This window comes from Streptomyces sp. NPDC091280, from assembly GCF_044768565.1.
GTDB lineage: Bacteria > Actinomycetota > Actinomycetes > Streptomycetales > Streptomycetaceae > Streptomyces.
Genome location: NZ_JBIVUZ010000009.1, coordinates 111,290 through 126,379, shown reverse-complemented (window position 1 = coordinate 126,379; position 15,090 = coordinate 111,290). Strand labels below are relative to the sequence as shown.

General features: G+C 70.8%; 14 protein-coding genes. 13 read left to right on the top strand and 1 reads right to left on the bottom strand.

Annotated elements, in window-relative coordinates; genetic code table 11:
* Positions 1-152: 152 nt before the first annotated feature.
* From aroC to nusB, 7 genes are all read left to right on the top strand, one after another.
* Positions 153-1,337 carry a chorismate synthase gene (gene aroC, locus ACIQPR_RS26740; RefSeq protein ID WP_403653015.1) on the top strand — a complete coding sequence of 395 codons (1,185 nt, stop codon included), beginning with the start codon at positions 153-155 and terminating at the stop codon, positions 1,335-1,337.
* Complete coding sequence (locus tag ACIQPR_RS26735; RefSeq protein ID WP_403653012.1) at positions 1,334-1,852, top strand: shikimate kinase; 519 nt, start codon at positions 1,334-1,336, stop codon at positions 1,850-1,852. Before aroC ends, ACIQPR_RS26735 begins: the two co-directional genes overlap by 4 nt.
* Entirely contained in the window at positions 1,849-2,940 is a 1,092-nt protein-coding gene (gene aroB / locus ACIQPR_RS26730) for a 3-dehydroquinate synthase (protein WP_403653009.1), read from the top strand. The genes ACIQPR_RS26735 and aroB overlap by 4 nt, the downstream gene beginning before the upstream one ends.
* A 164-nt stretch (positions 2,941-3,104) precedes the next feature.
* Positions 3,105-3,917, top strand: a complete 813-nt coding sequence (locus tag ACIQPR_RS26725) for a Pro-rich N-terminal domain-containing protein (protein WP_403653006.1) — start codon at positions 3,105-3,107, stop codon at positions 3,915-3,917.
* Between the two features lie 140 nt (positions 3,918-4,057).
* Positions 4,058-5,170: a M24 family metallopeptidase gene (locus tag ACIQPR_RS26720; protein ID WP_403653003.1), complete on the top strand. Its 1,113-nt coding sequence runs from the start codon at positions 4,058-4,060 to the stop codon at positions 5,168-5,170.
* Positions 5,171-5,231: 61 nt separating this feature from the next.
* Positions 5,232-5,798, top strand: a complete 567-nt coding sequence (efp, locus tag ACIQPR_RS26715) for an elongation factor P (protein WP_043683951.1) — start codon at positions 5,232-5,234, stop codon at positions 5,796-5,798.
* A 2-nt stretch (positions 5,799-5,800) separates the two neighbouring features.
* On the top strand, positions 5,801-6,235 hold the full coding sequence (gene nusB / locus ACIQPR_RS26710; RefSeq protein ID WP_403652999.1) for a transcription antitermination factor NusB: 435 nt from the start codon (positions 5,801-5,803) through the stop codon (positions 6,233-6,235).
* Between the two features lie 160 nt (positions 6,236-6,395).
* Here the strand turns inward: nusB and bldD are convergent, their stop codons facing one another.
* Complete coding sequence (gene bldD, locus ACIQPR_RS26705) at positions 6,396-6,896, bottom strand: transcriptional regulator BldD (RefSeq protein WP_019059743.1); 501 nt, start codon at positions 6,894-6,896, stop codon at positions 6,396-6,398.
* 253 nt (positions 6,897-7,149) lie between these two features.
* Here bldD and pyrR point away from each other — a divergent pair, with 253 nt between their 5' ends.
* From pyrR to carB, 6 genes are all read left to right on the top strand, one after another.
* Positions 7,150-7,713 carry a bifunctional pyr operon transcriptional regulator/uracil phosphoribosyltransferase PyrR gene (gene pyrR / locus ACIQPR_RS26700; protein WP_200712615.1) on the top strand — a complete coding sequence of 188 codons (564 nt, stop codon included), beginning with the start codon at positions 7,150-7,152 and terminating at the stop codon, positions 7,711-7,713.
* Between the two features lie 86 nt (positions 7,714-7,799).
* Positions 7,800-8,777: an aspartate carbamoyltransferase catalytic subunit gene (locus tag ACIQPR_RS26695; protein ID WP_403652995.1), complete on the top strand. Its 978-nt coding sequence runs from the start codon at positions 7,800-7,802 to the stop codon at positions 8,775-8,777.
* 5 nt (positions 8,778-8,782) lie between these two features.
* A complete protein-coding gene (locus ACIQPR_RS26690; protein ID WP_403652992.1) occupies positions 8,783-10,069 on the top strand; it encodes a dihydroorotase in 1,287 nt (428 codons plus the stop codon).
* Positions 10,066-10,650 (top strand): hypothetical protein, encoded by a 585-nt coding sequence (locus ACIQPR_RS26685; RefSeq protein ID WP_403652990.1) that lies wholly within the window; start codon positions 10,066-10,068, stop codon positions 10,648-10,650. Before ACIQPR_RS26690 ends, ACIQPR_RS26685 begins: the two co-directional genes overlap by 4 nt.
* On the top strand, positions 10,647-11,789 hold the full coding sequence (gene carA / locus ACIQPR_RS26680) for a glutamine-hydrolyzing carbamoyl-phosphate synthase small subunit (RefSeq protein ID WP_403652986.1): 1,143 nt from the start codon (positions 10,647-10,649) through the stop codon (positions 11,787-11,789). Before ACIQPR_RS26685 ends, carA begins: the two co-directional genes overlap by 4 nt.
* The gene (carB, locus tag ACIQPR_RS26675; RefSeq protein ID WP_403652983.1) at positions 11,782-15,090 is read left to right on the top strand and encodes a carbamoyl-phosphate synthase large subunit; all 3,309 of its coding nucleotides are present in this window, start codon (positions 11,782-11,784) and stop codon (positions 15,088-15,090) included. Before carA ends, carB begins: the two co-directional genes overlap by 8 nt.

Genomic DNA, 15,090 nt, shown 5'->3' with positions numbered 1-15,090 from the left:
CGTCCGCTCTCTGGACCGTCGGGCAGGTCCGTGCGCCGGACGTGGGAGGATCGGGGGCGGCGGGCCAGGGCCGCGCACCCGGTCACGCCGACGCCGTGCGCGAGGACACGCGTACGCAGGGCAGTACCAGGGCGCGAGCATGAGGAGCACCGTTGAGCAGGTTGCGCTGGCTGACCGCGGGGGAGTCCCACGGCCCCGCACTCGTGGCGACGCTGGAGGGCCTTCCCGCCGGCGTCCCGATCACCACGGAGATGGTGGCGGACCACCTGGCCCGGCGCCGACTCGGCTATGGACGCGGCGCGCGGATGAAGTTCGAGCGTGACGAGGTCACCTTCCTCGGCGGTGTCCGGCACGGCCTCACGCTCGGTTCGCCGGTCGCGATCATGGTGGGCAACACCGAGTGGCCCAAGTGGGAGCAGGTCATGGCGGCCGACCCGGTCGACCCGGAGATCCTGGCCGGCCTCGCCCGCAACGCCCCGCTGACCCGCCCGCGCCCCGGCCACGCCGACCTCGCGGGCATGCAGAAGTACGGCTTCGACGAGGCCCGCCCGATCCTGGAGCGTGCCTCGGCGCGCGAGACCGCGGCACGGGTCGCGCTGGGCGCGGTCGCCCGGTCGTACCTGAAGGAGACGGCCGGGATCGAGATCGTCTCGCACGTCGTCGAACTGGCCTCCGCCAAGGCCCCGCAGGGCGTCCTGCCCACCCCGGCCGACGTCGAGAAGCTCGACGCCGACCCCGTGCGCTGCCTGGACGCGGACGCGTCGAAGGCGATGGTCGCGGAGATCGACCAGGCCCACAAGGACGGCGACACCCTCGGCGGAGTCGTCGAGATCCTGGCCTACGGCGTTCCCGTCGGCCTCGGTTCGCACGTCCACTGGGACCGGAAGCTGGATGCCCGGCTGGCTGGTGCTCTCATGGGCATCCAGGCCATCAAGGGCGTCGAGATCGGCGACGGGTTCGAGCTGGCGCGGGTGCCGGGCTCCAAGGCGCACGACGAGATCGTCAACACCGGCGACGGGATCCGGCGGGTCTCCGGGCGCTCCGGTGGCACCGAGGGCGGGCTGTCCACGGGTGAACTGCTGCGGGTGCGGGCCGCGATGAAGCCGATCGCGACCGTGCCGCGGGCCCTCCAGACCGTCGACGTGGTCACCGGTGAGGCCACCCAGGCCCACCACCAGCGCTCCGACGTGTCCGCGGTGCCGGCCGCCGGGATCGTCGCCGAGGCGATGGTCGCCTTGGTCCTCGCGGACGCGGTGGCGGAGAAGTTCGGCGGCGACTCGGTGCCCGAGACCCGCCGCAACGTGCGGTCGTACCTCGAAAACCTGGCCATCCGGTGAGCGCGGTACCCCTGGTCGTCCTGGTCGGCCCGATGGGCGTGGGCAAGTCGACGGTCGGACAGCAACTCGCCGAGCGGCTCGGCGTCGGCTACCGGGACACCGACGACGACATCGTGACCGCCGAGGGCCGCACCATCGCCGAGATCTTCGTCGACGAGGGCGAGCCCGTCTTCCGCGCGATCGAGAAGCGGGCCGTGCACCGGGCCCTGGCCGGACACGAGGGCGTCCTCGCGCTCGGCGGCGGCTCGATCCTCGACGAGGACACCCGCGCGCTGCTCGCCGGCCACCGGGTGGTCTACCTCTCCATGGACGTGGACGAAGCCGTCAAGCGCACCGGCCTCAACGCGGCCCGCCCGCTGCTGGCCATCAACCCGCGCAAGCAGTGGCGTGAACTGATGGAAGCCAGGCGCCACTTGTACGCCGAGGTCGCGCGGGCCGTCGTACCCACCGACGGCCGCACCCCCGAAGAGGTCACCCAAGCCGTCCTGGACGCACTGGAGTTGAAGGAAGCATGAGCGAGTCAGTGACCCGGATCCAGGTCGGCGGCACGGCGGGCAGCGACCCCTACGAGGTCCTGGTGGGCCGTCAACTCCTGGGCGAGCTGGCCGGGTTGGTCGGCGACAAGGCCAAGCGGGTCGCCGTCATCCACCCCGAGGCGCTCGCCGAGACCGGTGACGCGCTCCGCGCCGACCTGGCCGGACAGGGCTTCGACGCCGTCGCCATCCAGGTGCCGAACGCGGAGGAGGCCAAGACCGCCGAGGTCGCCGCCTACTGCTGGAAGGCGCTCGGCCAGTCCGGGTTCACCCGCTCCGACGTCATCGTCGGCGTCGGCGGCGGCTCGACCACCGACCTGGCCGGCTTCGTCGCCGCGACCTGGTTGCGCGGGGTCCGCTGGATCGCCGTCCCGACCACCGTGCTCGCCATGGTGGACGCGGCGGTCGGCGGCAAGACCGGCATCAACACCGCCGAGGGCAAGAACCTGGTCGGCTCCTTCCACCCGCCGGCCGGTGTGCTCTGCGACCTCGCCGCGCTGGACTCCCTCCCGGTCAACGACTATGTCTCCGGGCTCGCCGAGATCATCAAGGCCGGCTTCATCGCCGACCCGGTCATCCTCGACCTCATCGAGTCCGACCCGCAGGCCGCCCGCACCCCGGCCGGCCCGCACACCGCCGAGCTGATCGAACGCTCCATCAAGGTCAAGGCCGAGGTCGTCTCCGCCGACCTCAAGGAGTCGGGCCTGCGCGAGATCCTCAACTACGGCCACACCCTCGCGCACGCCATCGAGAAGAACGAGCGCTACAAGTGGCGGCACGGCGCCGCGGTGGCCGTAGGGATGCACTTCGCGGCCGAACTGGGCCGTCTGGCGGGCCGGTTGGACGACGCGACGGCCGACCGCCACCGCACGGTCCTCGAATCCGTCGGCCTCCCCCTCAGCTACCGCTACGACCAGTGGCCCAAGCTCCTGGAGACCATGAAGGTCGACAAGAAGTCCCGCGGCGACCTGCTCCGCTTCATCGTCCTCGACGGCCTCGCCAAGCCCACCGTCCTGGAGGGCCCCGACCCGGCGGTCCTCCTCGCCGCGTACGGCGAAGTGGGGGAGTAGGTCCCGCCGGACCCCGTCCGCCCGATATGCCGTGCGGGGGCGGGCACTTCGGCCCCTCCCCGGCCGTTCACCAAATGGCGGCCGGGGAAGGTACCGTTCGGTAGGGAGCGGGGTTTCGGGCTCGCTGCCAGCGCCAATCGCCGTACGAGATGGAGTGGCACCGGATGCAGCACGCAGTGGGGCCTCCGCTGCCGCCGCCCCACCAGCCGGGGCAGGGACCGGCCGCCGGCTGGATGCCGACGGGACAGCATCCGGTACCGCCCCCTCCGGGCCCGGTGCCCCCGCCGCCGGCCGCACCGCCGATGCCGTACACGATCCCGCGCCACGCGCCGGACACCACCGGCCATGTCCAACTGCCGCCCGGCGGGCCCGTGGTCATGCCGAGCGCGCCTCCCGCACAGGCCGCCCCCGACCCGACCTCCACCACCCTCGCGGTGCTGCTCATCGGCCCCGCGGGCGCGGGCAAGACGAGCGTCGCCAAGTACTGGGCGGAGCACCGCCGGGTCCCCACCGCGCACATCAGCCTCGACGACGTCCGTGAATGGGTCCGCTCCGGTTTCGCCGACCCGCAGTCGGGCTGGAACGACCACTCCGAGGCGCAGTACCGGCTGGCCCGCCGCACCTGCGGCTTCGCCGCCCGTAACTTCCTCGCCAATGGCATCTCCTGCATCCTCGACGACGCGGTCTTCCCCGACCGCCCGGTCGTCGGCCTCGGCGGCTGGAAGCGCCATGTCGGGCCGGGCCTCCTGCCGGTCGTCCTCCTCCCCGGCCTGGAAATAGTCCTGGAACGCAACGCCGAACGCTCCGGCAACCGCCGCCTCACCGACGAGGAGGTCGCCCGCATCCACGGCCGGATGGCCGGCTGGTACGGCTCGGGCCTCCCGATCATCGACAACTCCCAGATGGACGTACCGCAGACGGCCCAGGTCCTGAACGACGTCCTGGCGAGGTCGATAGCGAGCCCGCCGAGCTGGTGACCAACGGGACGTGTGGCCTTTAGGGGCGCGGGGAACTGCGCGACCAGCCCCTATCGGCCCGCAGCCGAAATACATGCTCAGTCCCCCGAACGGCACTCTCCCGACCGGCACATTTCGGCCACCGCTCCTACGCTCGTCTCATGTCAGAGGTCTACGCAGCCCGCCGAGCGAGGCTGAGGGAACGCGCCCAAGCCGGCGGCAGCCAATCCGCCCTGGTCACCCACCCGGCCAACGTGCGCTACCTGGCCGGCCCCGCCCCGCAGGGCACCGTTCTGCTGCTGGGCAGGACCGAAGACCTGCTGGTCCTCACGGGCCCGCTCGACGACCGCCCCGCCGGAGGCGAGGGCCGCCCCGACGAGACGCTGCGCCTCCACACCCTCCCCGGCCCGGACGGCGACCCGGCCGTGGCCGCCACCGACCTCGCCGCGGCACAGGGCGCCGAGTCCATGGCCGTCGAGGAGCACCACCTCACCGTGACCCGCCACCGGGCCCTCCGCTCGGTCGCCCCCGCGCTCCGCCTCACCGACATCGGCGGCGCGGCCGAACAGCTGCGGGTCGTCAAGGACGAGGAGGAGATCTCCTGTCTGAGAATCGCCGCCGAGATCGCCGACCAGGCCCTCGGCGAGCTGCTGGAGTCGATCCTCGTCGGCCGCACCGAACGCCATCTCGCCCTCGAACTGGAACGGCGGCTCGTCGACCACGGCGCGGACGGCCCCGCCTTCGCCACCTCCGTCGCGACCGGCCCGCACTCCGGCCGGCGCGGTCACCGGCCGACCGACCGCCGGGTGGAGGAAGGAGATTTCCTCTCCGTCTGCCTCGGCGCCACCTACCGCGGCTACCGCTGCGAGATCGGCCGTACGTTCGTCATCGGGACCTCGCCCGCCGACTGGCAGATCGAGCTGTACGACCTCGTCTTCGCCGCCCAGCGCGCCGCACGGGAGTCCCTGACCCCCGGCGCCGCCTACCGCGACGTGGACCGCGCGGCCCGCCAGGTACTGGACTCCGCGGGGCACTCACAGGGCCTCGCACCCCTCACCGGCCACGGCGTCGGACTCGAAATCGACGAGGACCCGCAGTTGGCCCCCGCGGCCATGGGTAAACTGGACGCTTGCGTGCCGGTCACCGTCGAACCGGGGGTCCACCTCCCGGGCCGGGGCGGTGTCCGGATCGATGACACGCTCGTCGTACGCCCTGAGGCGGACGGCGGACCCGAGCTACTCACCATCACGACCAAGGAGCTGCTCGCGCTCTAGCTCTTCCGAGCTGTGCGCGTGTCCCGTGGTCGTCCACGTCAGTCCAGGAGATTCCGCAACCGTGGCTTCCACGAACGACCTCAAGAACGGCCTGGTGCTCAAGCTCGACGGGGGCCAGCTCTGGTCCGTCGTCGAGTTCCAGCACGTCAAGCCCGGCAAGGGCCCTGCCTTCGTGCGCACCAAGCTCAAGAACGTGCTCTCCGGCAAGGTCGTCGACAAGACGTTCAACGCCGGCGTCAAGGTCGAGACGGCCACTGTCGACAAGCGCGACATGCAGTTCTCGTACATGGACGGCGAGTACTTCGTCTTCATGGACATGGAGACCTACGACCAGCTCATGGTCGACCGCAAGGCCGTCGGCGACGCCGCCAACTTCCTGATCGAGGGCTTCACCGCCACGGTCGCCCAGCACGAGGGCGAGGTGCTCTTCGTCGAGCTGCCCGCCGCCGTCGAGCTGACCATCCAGGAGACCGAGCCCGGCGTCCAGGGCGACCGCTCCACCGGTGGCACCAAGCCCGCCACCCTGGAGACCGGCTACCAGATCCAGGTCCCGCTCTTCATCACCACCGGTGAGAAGATCAAGGTCGACACCCGCTCCAGCGACTACCTCGGCCGGGTGAACAGCTAACCGTGGCTGCCCGCAATACGGCCCGCAAGCGCGCCTTCCAGATCCTCTTCGAGGGCGACCAGCGCGGAGTCGGTGTCCAGACCGTTCTCGCGGACTGGATCCGGCTCTCCCGGGACGACACCCGGCAGCCGCCGGTCAGCGAGTACACGATGGAGCTGGTCGAGGGGTACGCGCGGCACGCGCGCCGCATCGACGAGCTGATCGCGCAGTACTCGGTCGGCTGGACGCTGGACCGCATGCCCGTGGTGGACCGCAACATCCTGCGCCTCGGCGCCTACGAGCTGATCTGGGCGGACGAGACCCCGGACGCCGTCGTCCTCGACGAGATGGTGCAGCTGGCCAAGGAGTTCTCGACGGACGAGTCGCCCTCGTTCGTCAACGGCCTGCTGGGCCGGTTCAAGGACCTGAAGCCCTCGCTGCGCCGCGACGAGGCGTAAGAGGCAGGCATTCGCCAGGGGGCCCGCAGCATGAGCGCTGCGGGCCCCCTGGCGTATCCCGGGTCCGCGGCCCACGAGGACCGCAGAAAGCCGCCGGGACGGTCGGAACGGTGAAGTTCCGGCCATCCCGGCGGCACGTTTCTGCTGAGGTGGGAGCGGCTCAGTTCTCCTCGTGGGAGACCGCGCGACGCGCGTCCGCGTCCAGCACACCCCAGCTGATCAGCTGCTCGGTGAGGACCGAGGGCGACTGGTCGTAGATGACGGCGAGTGTGCGCAGGTCGTCCTGGCGGATCGAGAGCACCTTGCCGTTGTAGTCGCCGCGCTGGGACTGGATCGTGGCCGCGTACCGCTGGAGGGGGCCGGCCTTCTCGGCGGGCACGTGGGCCAGCCGCTCCAGGTCCAGGACCAGCTTCGGCGGCGGCTCGGCGGCCCCGCCCGGCGTGGTGCCCGGCAGCAGCTCCTGCACCGGAACCCCGTAGAAGTCCGCCAGCTCGGCGAGGCGCTGCACGGTCACGGCACGGTCGCCGCGCTCGTACGACCCGACCACGACCGCCTTCCAGCGTCCCTGGGACTTCTCCTCGACACCGTGGAGGGAAAGGCCCTGCTGGGTGCGGATGGCCCGGAGCTTGGCCCCGAGCTGTTTGGCGTATTCGCTGGACATATAGCTCCCCGGACACTGTGTCGACGCGGCAACGGTGTTCCCGCGCCGCGCGGCTCGTAACTCACTGTGAGGTTACGCAGCGTTACACTTCCGCGTCAAGCCGAATGGTCCGCACCGGGCGTTCCGTGCCCGTGGTGGCTGATTACTCCATAGGGGTGATCAGGGGTGTCGCCCCGGCCTGCTATCGTGGATGGCGCAATTCCGACGTCCTTTAAGGTCCGTCCCGTGAGGCGGAGAAGGAGGTCCGTTTCTTATGGACACCCAGCAGTACGAGTCCGATGCCCGGCCGGTTCTCGAAGCCCCCGACATCGCGCGGGTCCTGACCCGCATCGCCCACGAGATCGTCGAGCGCGCCAAGGGCGCCGACGACGTGGTGCTCCTCGGCATTCCGACCCGGGGCGTCTTCCTCGCCCAGCGGCTCGCCGCCAAGCTCGAAGAGATCACCGACCGCAAGATCCCGGTCGGCTCCCTCGACATCACGATGTACCGCGACGACCTGCGCATGCACCCGCCGCGCGCGCTGGCCCGCACCGACATCCCCGGTGACGGCATCGACGGCCGTCTCGTCGTCCTCGTCGACGACGTGCTCTTCTCCGGCCGCACCATCCGCGCCGCCCTGGACGCCCTGAACGACATCGGGCGCCCCCGCGCGGTGCAGCTCGCGGTCCTCGTCGACAGAGGCCACCGCGAACTGCCCATCCGCGCCGACTACGTCGGCAAGAACCTCCCCACGTCGCTGCGGGAGACGGTCAAGGTCCAGCTCGCCGAGGAGGACGGTCGCGACACCGTGCTGCTCGGCGCCAAGCAGACCCCGTAGCAGCCCGAGCGGTGTGCGCCGGTTCGGCGTGCCCCCGACTGCCCGGAATCTCCCTCTTTCGTGAACTGCCTTACGGAGCCTGACAGATGCAGCGTCATCTCATCTCGGCCGCCGACCTCACCCGCGACGACGCCGTCCTGATCCTCGACACCGCCGAGGAGATGGCCCGGGTCGCCGACCGGCCGATCAAGAAACTGCCGACCCTGCGCGGCCGTACCGTCGTCAACCTCTTCTTCGAGGACTCCACGCGCACGCGGATCTCCTTCGAAGCCGCCGAGAAGCGCCTCTCCGCCGACGTCATCAACTTCACCGCCAAGGGGTCGAGCGTCTCCAAGGGCGAGTCCCTGAAGGACACCGCGCAGACCCTGGAGGCCATGGGCGTCGACGCGGTCGTCATCCGGCACGGGGCCTCCGGGGCGCCCTACCGGCTCGCCACCTCCGGGTGGATCGACGCGGCCGTCATCAACGCCGGGGACGGCACCCACCAGCACCCGACGCAGGCCCTGCTCGACGCGTTCACCATGCGCCGCCGGCTCGTCGGCCGCGACGCCGGGCTCGGCCAGGACCTGGCCGGCAAGCGGATCACGCTCGTCGGCGACATCCTGCACAGCCGCGTCGCCCGCTCGAACGTCGACCTGCTGCACACCCTCGGCGCCGACGTCACCCTCGTCGCCCCGCCGACCCTGGTGCCGGTCGGCGTCGAGTCCTGGCCCTGCGAGGTGTCGTACGACCTCGACAGCACGCTCTCCAAGTCCGACGCGGTGATGCTGCTGCGCGTGCAGCGCGAGCGCATGAACGCGGCGTTCTTCCCGACCGAGCGCGAGTACTCGCGGCGCTACGGCCTCGACGGCGACCGCATGGCGAAGATGCCCGAGCACGCGATCGTGATGCACCCCGGCCCGATGGTCCGGGGCATGGAGATCACCGCCGAGGTCGCCGACTCCGACCGCTGCACCGTCGTCGAGCAGGTCGCAAACGGAGTGTCCATCCGGATGGCCGTGCTCTATCTGCTTCTGGGCGGCAACGAACCCGCCGTCAGCCACACCCGCATCGAGGAGAAGTGAGTCACATGAGCAAGATCCTGATCCGTGGTGCGAAGGTCCTCGGCGGCGAGCCGCAGGACGTGCTGATCGACGGGGACACGATCTCCGAGGTGGGCACCGGGCTGAGCGCCGAGGGCGCCGAGGTCGTGGAGGCCGGCGGCAAGGTGCTGCTGCCCGGTCTCGTCGACCTGCACACCCATCTGCGCGAGCCCGGCCGTGAGGACTCCGAGACCGTGCTGACCGGCACGCAGGCCGCCGCCAGCGGCGGTTACACGGCCGTGTTCGCCATGGCCAACACCTTCCCCGTGGCCGACACCGCCGGTGTGGTCGAGCAGGTCTACCGGCTCGGCCGGGAGCACGGCTACTGCGATGTGCAGCCCATCGGCGCCGTCACGGTCGGCCTGGAGGGCAAGAAGCTCGCCGAGCTGGGCGCCATGCACGAGTCGGCCGCCGGGGTCACCGTCTTCTCCGACGACGGCAAGTGCGTCGACGACGCCGTGATCATGCGCCGCGCCCTGGAGTACGTGAAGGCCTTCGGGGGAGTCGTCGCCCAGCACGCGCAGGAGCCGCGCCTCACCGAGGGCGCCCAGATGAACGAGGGTGTCGTCTCGGCCGAACTCGGGCTCGGCGGCTGGCCCGCGGTGGCCGAAGAATCGATCATCGCCCGGGATGTCCTGCTCGCCGAGCACGTCGGCTCCCGCGTCCACATCTGCCACCTCTCGACCGCGGGCTCCGTGGAGATCGTCCGCTGGGCCAAGTCCCGGGGCATCGACGTGACCGCCGAGGTCACCCCGCACCACCTCCTCCTCACGGATGAGCTGGTGCGCTCCTACAACCCCGTCTACAAGGTCAACCCGCCGCTGCGCACCGAGCGGGACGTCCTCGCCCTGCGCGAGGCGCTCGCCGACGGCACGATCGACATCGTCGCCACCGACCACGCCCCGCACCCGCACGAGGACAAGGACTGCGAGTGGGCCGCCGCCGCCATGGGGATGGTCGGCCTGGAGACCGCGTTGTCAGTGGTGCAGGAGACCATGGTGGACACCGGGCTCCTCACCTGGGCCGGGGTCGCCGAGCGCATGTCCGCCAAGCCCGCCGAGATCGGGCGGGCGGTGGGGCACGGCCGCCCCGTCTCGGCTGGTGAGCCCGCCAACCTCACGCTCGTCGACACGGAATACCGTGGGTCGGTGGACCCCGCGGGCTTCGCTTCGCGCAGTCGCAACACCCCGTACGAGGGGCGTGAGCTGCCGGGCCGAGTGACGCACACCTGGCTCCGGGGCAAGGCCACGCTCGTCGACGGGAAGCTCACGTGACACCACTGCAACTGACCCACCTCGCGGCCGGGGAGAAGTCCGCCCCGGTCACCGACTGGGCGGCCCGTATCGGCTGGCTCGTCGGGCTCGCCCTGTTCGTCGCGCTCGTCTACTGGCTGATGCGCGAGGGCTGGAAGTGGCGCGGCACCCTCCAGGGCGATCTGGCCGAGCTGCCCGACGCGCCGTCCGACCCCGGTCCGGCGAGACTGACGATGAGCGGTCGCTACCACGGCTCCACCACCGCCGGGCAGTGGCTCGACCGCATCGTGGCGCACGGCCTGGGCACGCGCAGCCGGGTCGAGCTCACCCTGACGGACGCGGGACTGGACGTCGTACGGCCGGGAGCCACCGACTTCTTCATCCCGGCCGGCGCGCTGCGCGAGGCCCTGCTCGGCAAGGGAATCGCCGGGAAGGTGCTCAGCGAGGGCGGACTGCTGGTCGTGACGTGGGAGCACGGCGACCGGCTGATTGACTCCGGGTTCCGGTCCGACACCGCGGCCGAGCACGGCGAGTGGGTCGACGCCCTCAACAGCATGATCAACAAGAGTCTCGAAAAGACCGACACGGAAGGCGCACGATGACCACCTCCACCAGGGGAGCCGACAAGGTTCCCGCCGTACTCGTCCTGGAGGACGGCCGGATCTTCCGCGGCCGTGCCTACGGGTCCGTGGGGGTGACCTTCGGCGAGGCCGTGTTCTCCACCGGCATGACCGGCTACCAGGAGACCCTGACCGACCCGTCGTACCACCGCCAGGTCGTCGTGATGACCGCCCCGCACGTCGGCAACACCGGGGTCAACGACGAGGACCCGGAGTCGGCCCGCATCTGGGTGGCCGGTTACGTGGTGCGCGACCCCGCGCGCGTGCCCTCCAACTGGCGCTCCCGCCGCTCCCTCGACGAGGAACTGCGCAACCAGGGCGTCGTCGGGATCTCCGGCGTCGACACCCGCGCGCTCACCCGCCATCTGCGCGAGCGCGGCGCGATGCGCGTCGGCATCTTCTCCGGCACCGCGCTGCCCGACGACGACGCGATGCTCGCCGAGGTGCGCCAGGCCCCCGAGATGACGGGCGCCGACCTGTCGGCGGAGGTCGCCACCAAGGAGACGTACGTCGTCCCCGCGATCGGCGAGAAGAAGTACACCGTCGCCGCCGTCGACCTGGGCATCAAGGGCATGACCCCGCACCGCATGGCCGAGCGCGGCATCGAGGTGCACGTCCTGCCGGCCACCGCGACCGCCGAGGACGTCTACGCGGTCCAGCCGGACGGCGTGTTCTTCTCCAACGGCCCGGGCGACCCGGCCACCGCCGACCACCCGGTCTCGGTCATGCGGGCCGTCCTGGAGCGCGGCACCCCGCTCTTCGGCATCTGCTTCGGCAACCAGATCCTCGGCCGCGCCCTCGGCTTCGGCACCTACAAGCTGAAGTACGGCCACCGGGGCATCAACCAGCCCGTCCAGGACCGTACGACCGGCAAGGTCGAGGTCACCGCGCACAACCACGGCTTCGCCGTCGACGCGCCCCTGGACCAGGTCTCCGAGACCCCCTACGGCCGCGCCGAGGTCTCCCACGTCTGCCTCAACGACCAGGTCGTCGAGGGACTCCAGCTCCTGGACCGGCCGGCCTTCAGCGTCCAGTACCACCCCGAAGCGGCAGCGGGCCCGCACGACGCCGCCTACCTGTTCGACCGCTTCGTATCTCTCATGGAGGGCCAGCGTGCCTAAGCGCTCCGATATCCAGTCCGTCCTGGTCATCGGCTCCGGCCCGATCGTCATCGGCCAGGCCGCCGAGTTCGACTACTCCGGCACCCAGGCCTGCCGCATCCTGCGCGCCGAAGGCATCCGCGTCATCCTGGTCAACTCCAACCCGGCGACGATCATGACCGACCCGGAGATCGCCGACGCGACCTACGTCGAGCCGATCACCCCGGACTTCGTCGAGAAGATCATCGCCAAGGAGCGCCCGGACGCCCTGCTGCCCACCCTGGGCGGTCAGACGGCCCTCAACACGGCCATCTCGCTGCACGAGGCCGGGACCCTCGACAAGTACGGCGTCGAGCTGATCGGCGCCAACGTCGAGGCCATCAACAAGGGCGAGGACCGCGACCTCTTCAAGGGCGTCGTCGAGGCCGTCCGCCGGAAGATCGGCCACGGCGAGTCCGCCCGCTCGGTGATCTGCCACTCCATGGACGACGTCATCCAGGGTGTCGAGACCCTCGGCGGCTACCCGGTCGTCGTCCGCCCCTCCTTCACCATGGGCGGCGCGGGCTCCGGCTTCGCGCACGACGAGGAGGAGCTGCGCCGCATCGCCGGCCAGGGCCTCACCCTGTCTCCCACCACCGAGGTGCTCCTGGAGGAGTCCATCCTCGGCTGGAAGGAGTACGAGCTGGAGCTGATGCGCGACAAGAACGACAACGTCGTGGTCGTCTGCTCCATCGAGAACTTCGACCCCATGGGCGTGCACACCGGCGACTCGATCACCGTCGCCCCGGCGATGACGCTGACCGACCGCGAGTACCAGAACCTGCGGGACATCGGCATCGCGATCATCCGCGAGGTGGGCGTCGACACCGGCGGCTGCAACATCCAGTTCGCGATCGACCCGGTCGACGGCCGCGTCATCGTCATCGAGATGAACCCGCGCGTGTCCCGCTCCTCGGCCCTCGCCTCCAAGGCGACCGGCTTCCCGATCGCCAAGATCGCCGCCAAGCTGGCCGTCGGCTACACCCTGGACGAGATCCCGAACGACATCACGCGCGAGACCCCGGCCTCCTTCGAGCCGACCCTCGACTACGTCGTCGTGAAGGCCCCGCGGTTCGCCTTCGAGAAGTTCCCGAGCGCCGACTCCACCCTCACCACCACCATGAAGTCGGTCGGCGAGGCCATGGCCATCGGCCGCAACTTCACCGAGGCCTTCCAGAAGGCGCTGCGCTCCCTGGAGAAGAAGGGCAGCCAGTTCACCTTCGTCGGCGACCCCGGCGACAAGACCCAGCTCCTCGAAGAGGCCGTACGGCCCACCGACGGCCGGATCAACACCGTCATGCAGGCCATCCGCGCGGGTGCCACCCAGGAGGAGGTCTTCGAGTACACGAAGATCGACCCCTGGTTCGTCGACCAGCTCTTCCTCATCCACGAGATCGCCGAAGAGCTGGCCGCCGCCGCCAAGCTCGACCCGGAGCTGCTGGCCGAGGCCAAGCGGCACGGCTTCTCCGACCAGCAGATCGGCGAGATCCGCGGCCTGCGCGAGGACGTCGTCCGCGAGGTCCGGCACGCGCTCGGCATCCGCCCGGTCTACAAGACCGTCGACACCTGCGCCGCCGAGTTCGCCGCGAAGACGCCGTACTTCTACTCGTCCTACGACGAGGAGAACGAGGTCGCCCCGCGCGAGAAGCCCGCGGTCATCATCCTGGGGTCGGGCCCCAACCGCATCGGCCAGGGCATCGAGTTCGACTACTCCTGCGTCCACGCCTCCTTCGCGCTCAGCGACGCGGGCTACGAGACCGTGATGGTCAACTGCAACCCCGAGACCGTCTCCACGGACTACGACACCTCCGACCGCCTGTACTTCGAGCCGCTCACGCTCGAAGACGTGCTGGAGATCGTCCACGCCGAGCAGCAGGCGGGCCCGGTCGCGGGCGTCGTCGTCCAGCTCGGCGGCCAGACCCCGCTCGGCCTCTCGCAGGCACTCAAGGACAACGGCGTACCCGTCGTCGGCACGTCCCCCGAGGCGATCCACGCCGCCGAGGACCGCGGCGCCTTCGGCCAGGTCCTCGCCGAGGCGGGCCTGCCCGCCCCCAAGCACGGCACCGCGACCACCTTCGTCGGCGCCAAGGCCATCGCCGACGAGATCGGCTACCCGGTCCTCGTCCGCCCCTCCTACGTCCTCGGCGGACGCGGCATGGAGATCGTCTACGACGAGACCCGCCTGGAGTCGTACATCGCCGAGTCCACCGAGATCAGCCCCTCGCGGCCGGTCCTGGTCGACCGCTTCCTGGACGACGCCATCGAGATCGACGTCGACGCGCTCTACGACGGCCACGAGCTGTACCTCGGCGGTGTCATGGAGCACATCGAGGAGGCCGGCATCCACTCCGGCGACTCGGCGTGCGCCCTGCCCCCGATCACCCTGGGCGGCTTCGACATCAAGCGCCTGCGGACGTCGACCGAGGCCATCGCCAAGGGCGTCGGCGTGCGCGGCCTGATCAACATCCAGTTCGCGCTGGCCGGTGACATCCTCTACGTCCTGGAGGCCAACCCGCGCGCGTCCCGTACAGTCCCCTTCACCTCGAAGGCGACCGCGGTACCGCTCGCGAAGGCCGCCGCCCGCATCTCCCTGGGCGCGACCGTCGCCGAACTGCGCGCCGAGGGGCTGCTCCCGGCCCACGGCGACGGCGGCGAACTCCCGCTGGACGCGCCGATCTCCGTCAAGGAGGCCGTCATGCCGTGGTCGCGCTTCCGCGACATCCACGGGCGGGGCGTCGACACGGTCCTCGGCCCGGAGATGCGCTCCACCGGCGAGGTCATGGGCATCGACTCCGTCTTCGGCACGGCGTACGCCAAGTCCCAGGCGGGCGCCTACGGCCCGCTGCCCACCAAGGGCCGCGCGTTCATCTCGGTCGCCAACCGCGACAAGCGCTCGATGATCTTCCCGGCGCGCGAACTGGTCGCCCACGGCTTCGAGCTGCTCGCCACCTCCGGCACCGCCGAGGTCCTCAAGCGCAACGGCCTGAACGCCACGGTCGTCCGCAAGCAGTCCGAGGGCGTCGGCCCGAACGGCGAGCGGACCATCGTCCAGCTCATCCACGACGGCGAGGTCGACCTCATCGTCAACACCCCGTACGGCACCGGAGGCCGCCTCGACGGCTACGAGATCCGTACGGCGGCCGTGGCCCGGTCGGTCCCGTGCCTGACGACGGTCCAGGCGCTCGCCGCCGCCGTCCAGGGCATCGATGCCCTCAACCACGGTGACGTGGGCGTGCGTTCACTCCAGGAACACGCCCAGCACCTGACCGCGGCCCGCGACTAG

What these genes read in the sequence shown, in the direction of transcription:
- bldD (WP_019059743.1), bottom strand. Translation starts at nt 6,896, where the DNA reads ATGTCCAGCGAATACGCCAAACAGCTCGGGGCCAAGCTCCGGGCCATC.
- ACIQPR_RS26695 (WP_403652995.1), top strand. Translation starts at nt 7,800, where the DNA reads ATGCAGCGTCATCTCATCTCGGCCGCCGACCTCACCCGCGACGACGCC.
- aroB (WP_403653009.1), top strand. Translation starts at nt 1,849, where the DNA reads ATGAGCGAGTCAGTGACCCGGATCCAGGTCGGCGGCACGGCGGGCAGC.
- carA (WP_403652986.1), top strand. Translation starts at nt 10,647, where the DNA reads ATGACCACCTCCACCAGGGGAGCCGACAAGGTTCCCGCCGTACTCGTC.
- pyrR (WP_200712615.1), top strand. Translation starts at nt 7,150, where the DNA reads ATGGACACCCAGCAGTACGAGTCCGATGCCCGGCCGGTTCTCGAAGCC.
- ACIQPR_RS26720 (WP_403653003.1), top strand. Translation starts at nt 4,058, where the DNA reads ATGTCAGAGGTCTACGCAGCCCGCCGAGCGAGGCTGAGGGAACGCGCC.
- ACIQPR_RS26725 (WP_403653006.1), top strand. Translation starts at nt 3,105, where the DNA reads ATGCAGCACGCAGTGGGGCCTCCGCTGCCGCCGCCCCACCAGCCGGGG.
- ACIQPR_RS26690 (WP_403652992.1), top strand. Translation starts at nt 8,783, where the DNA reads ATGAGCAAGATCCTGATCCGTGGTGCGAAGGTCCTCGGCGGCGAGCCG.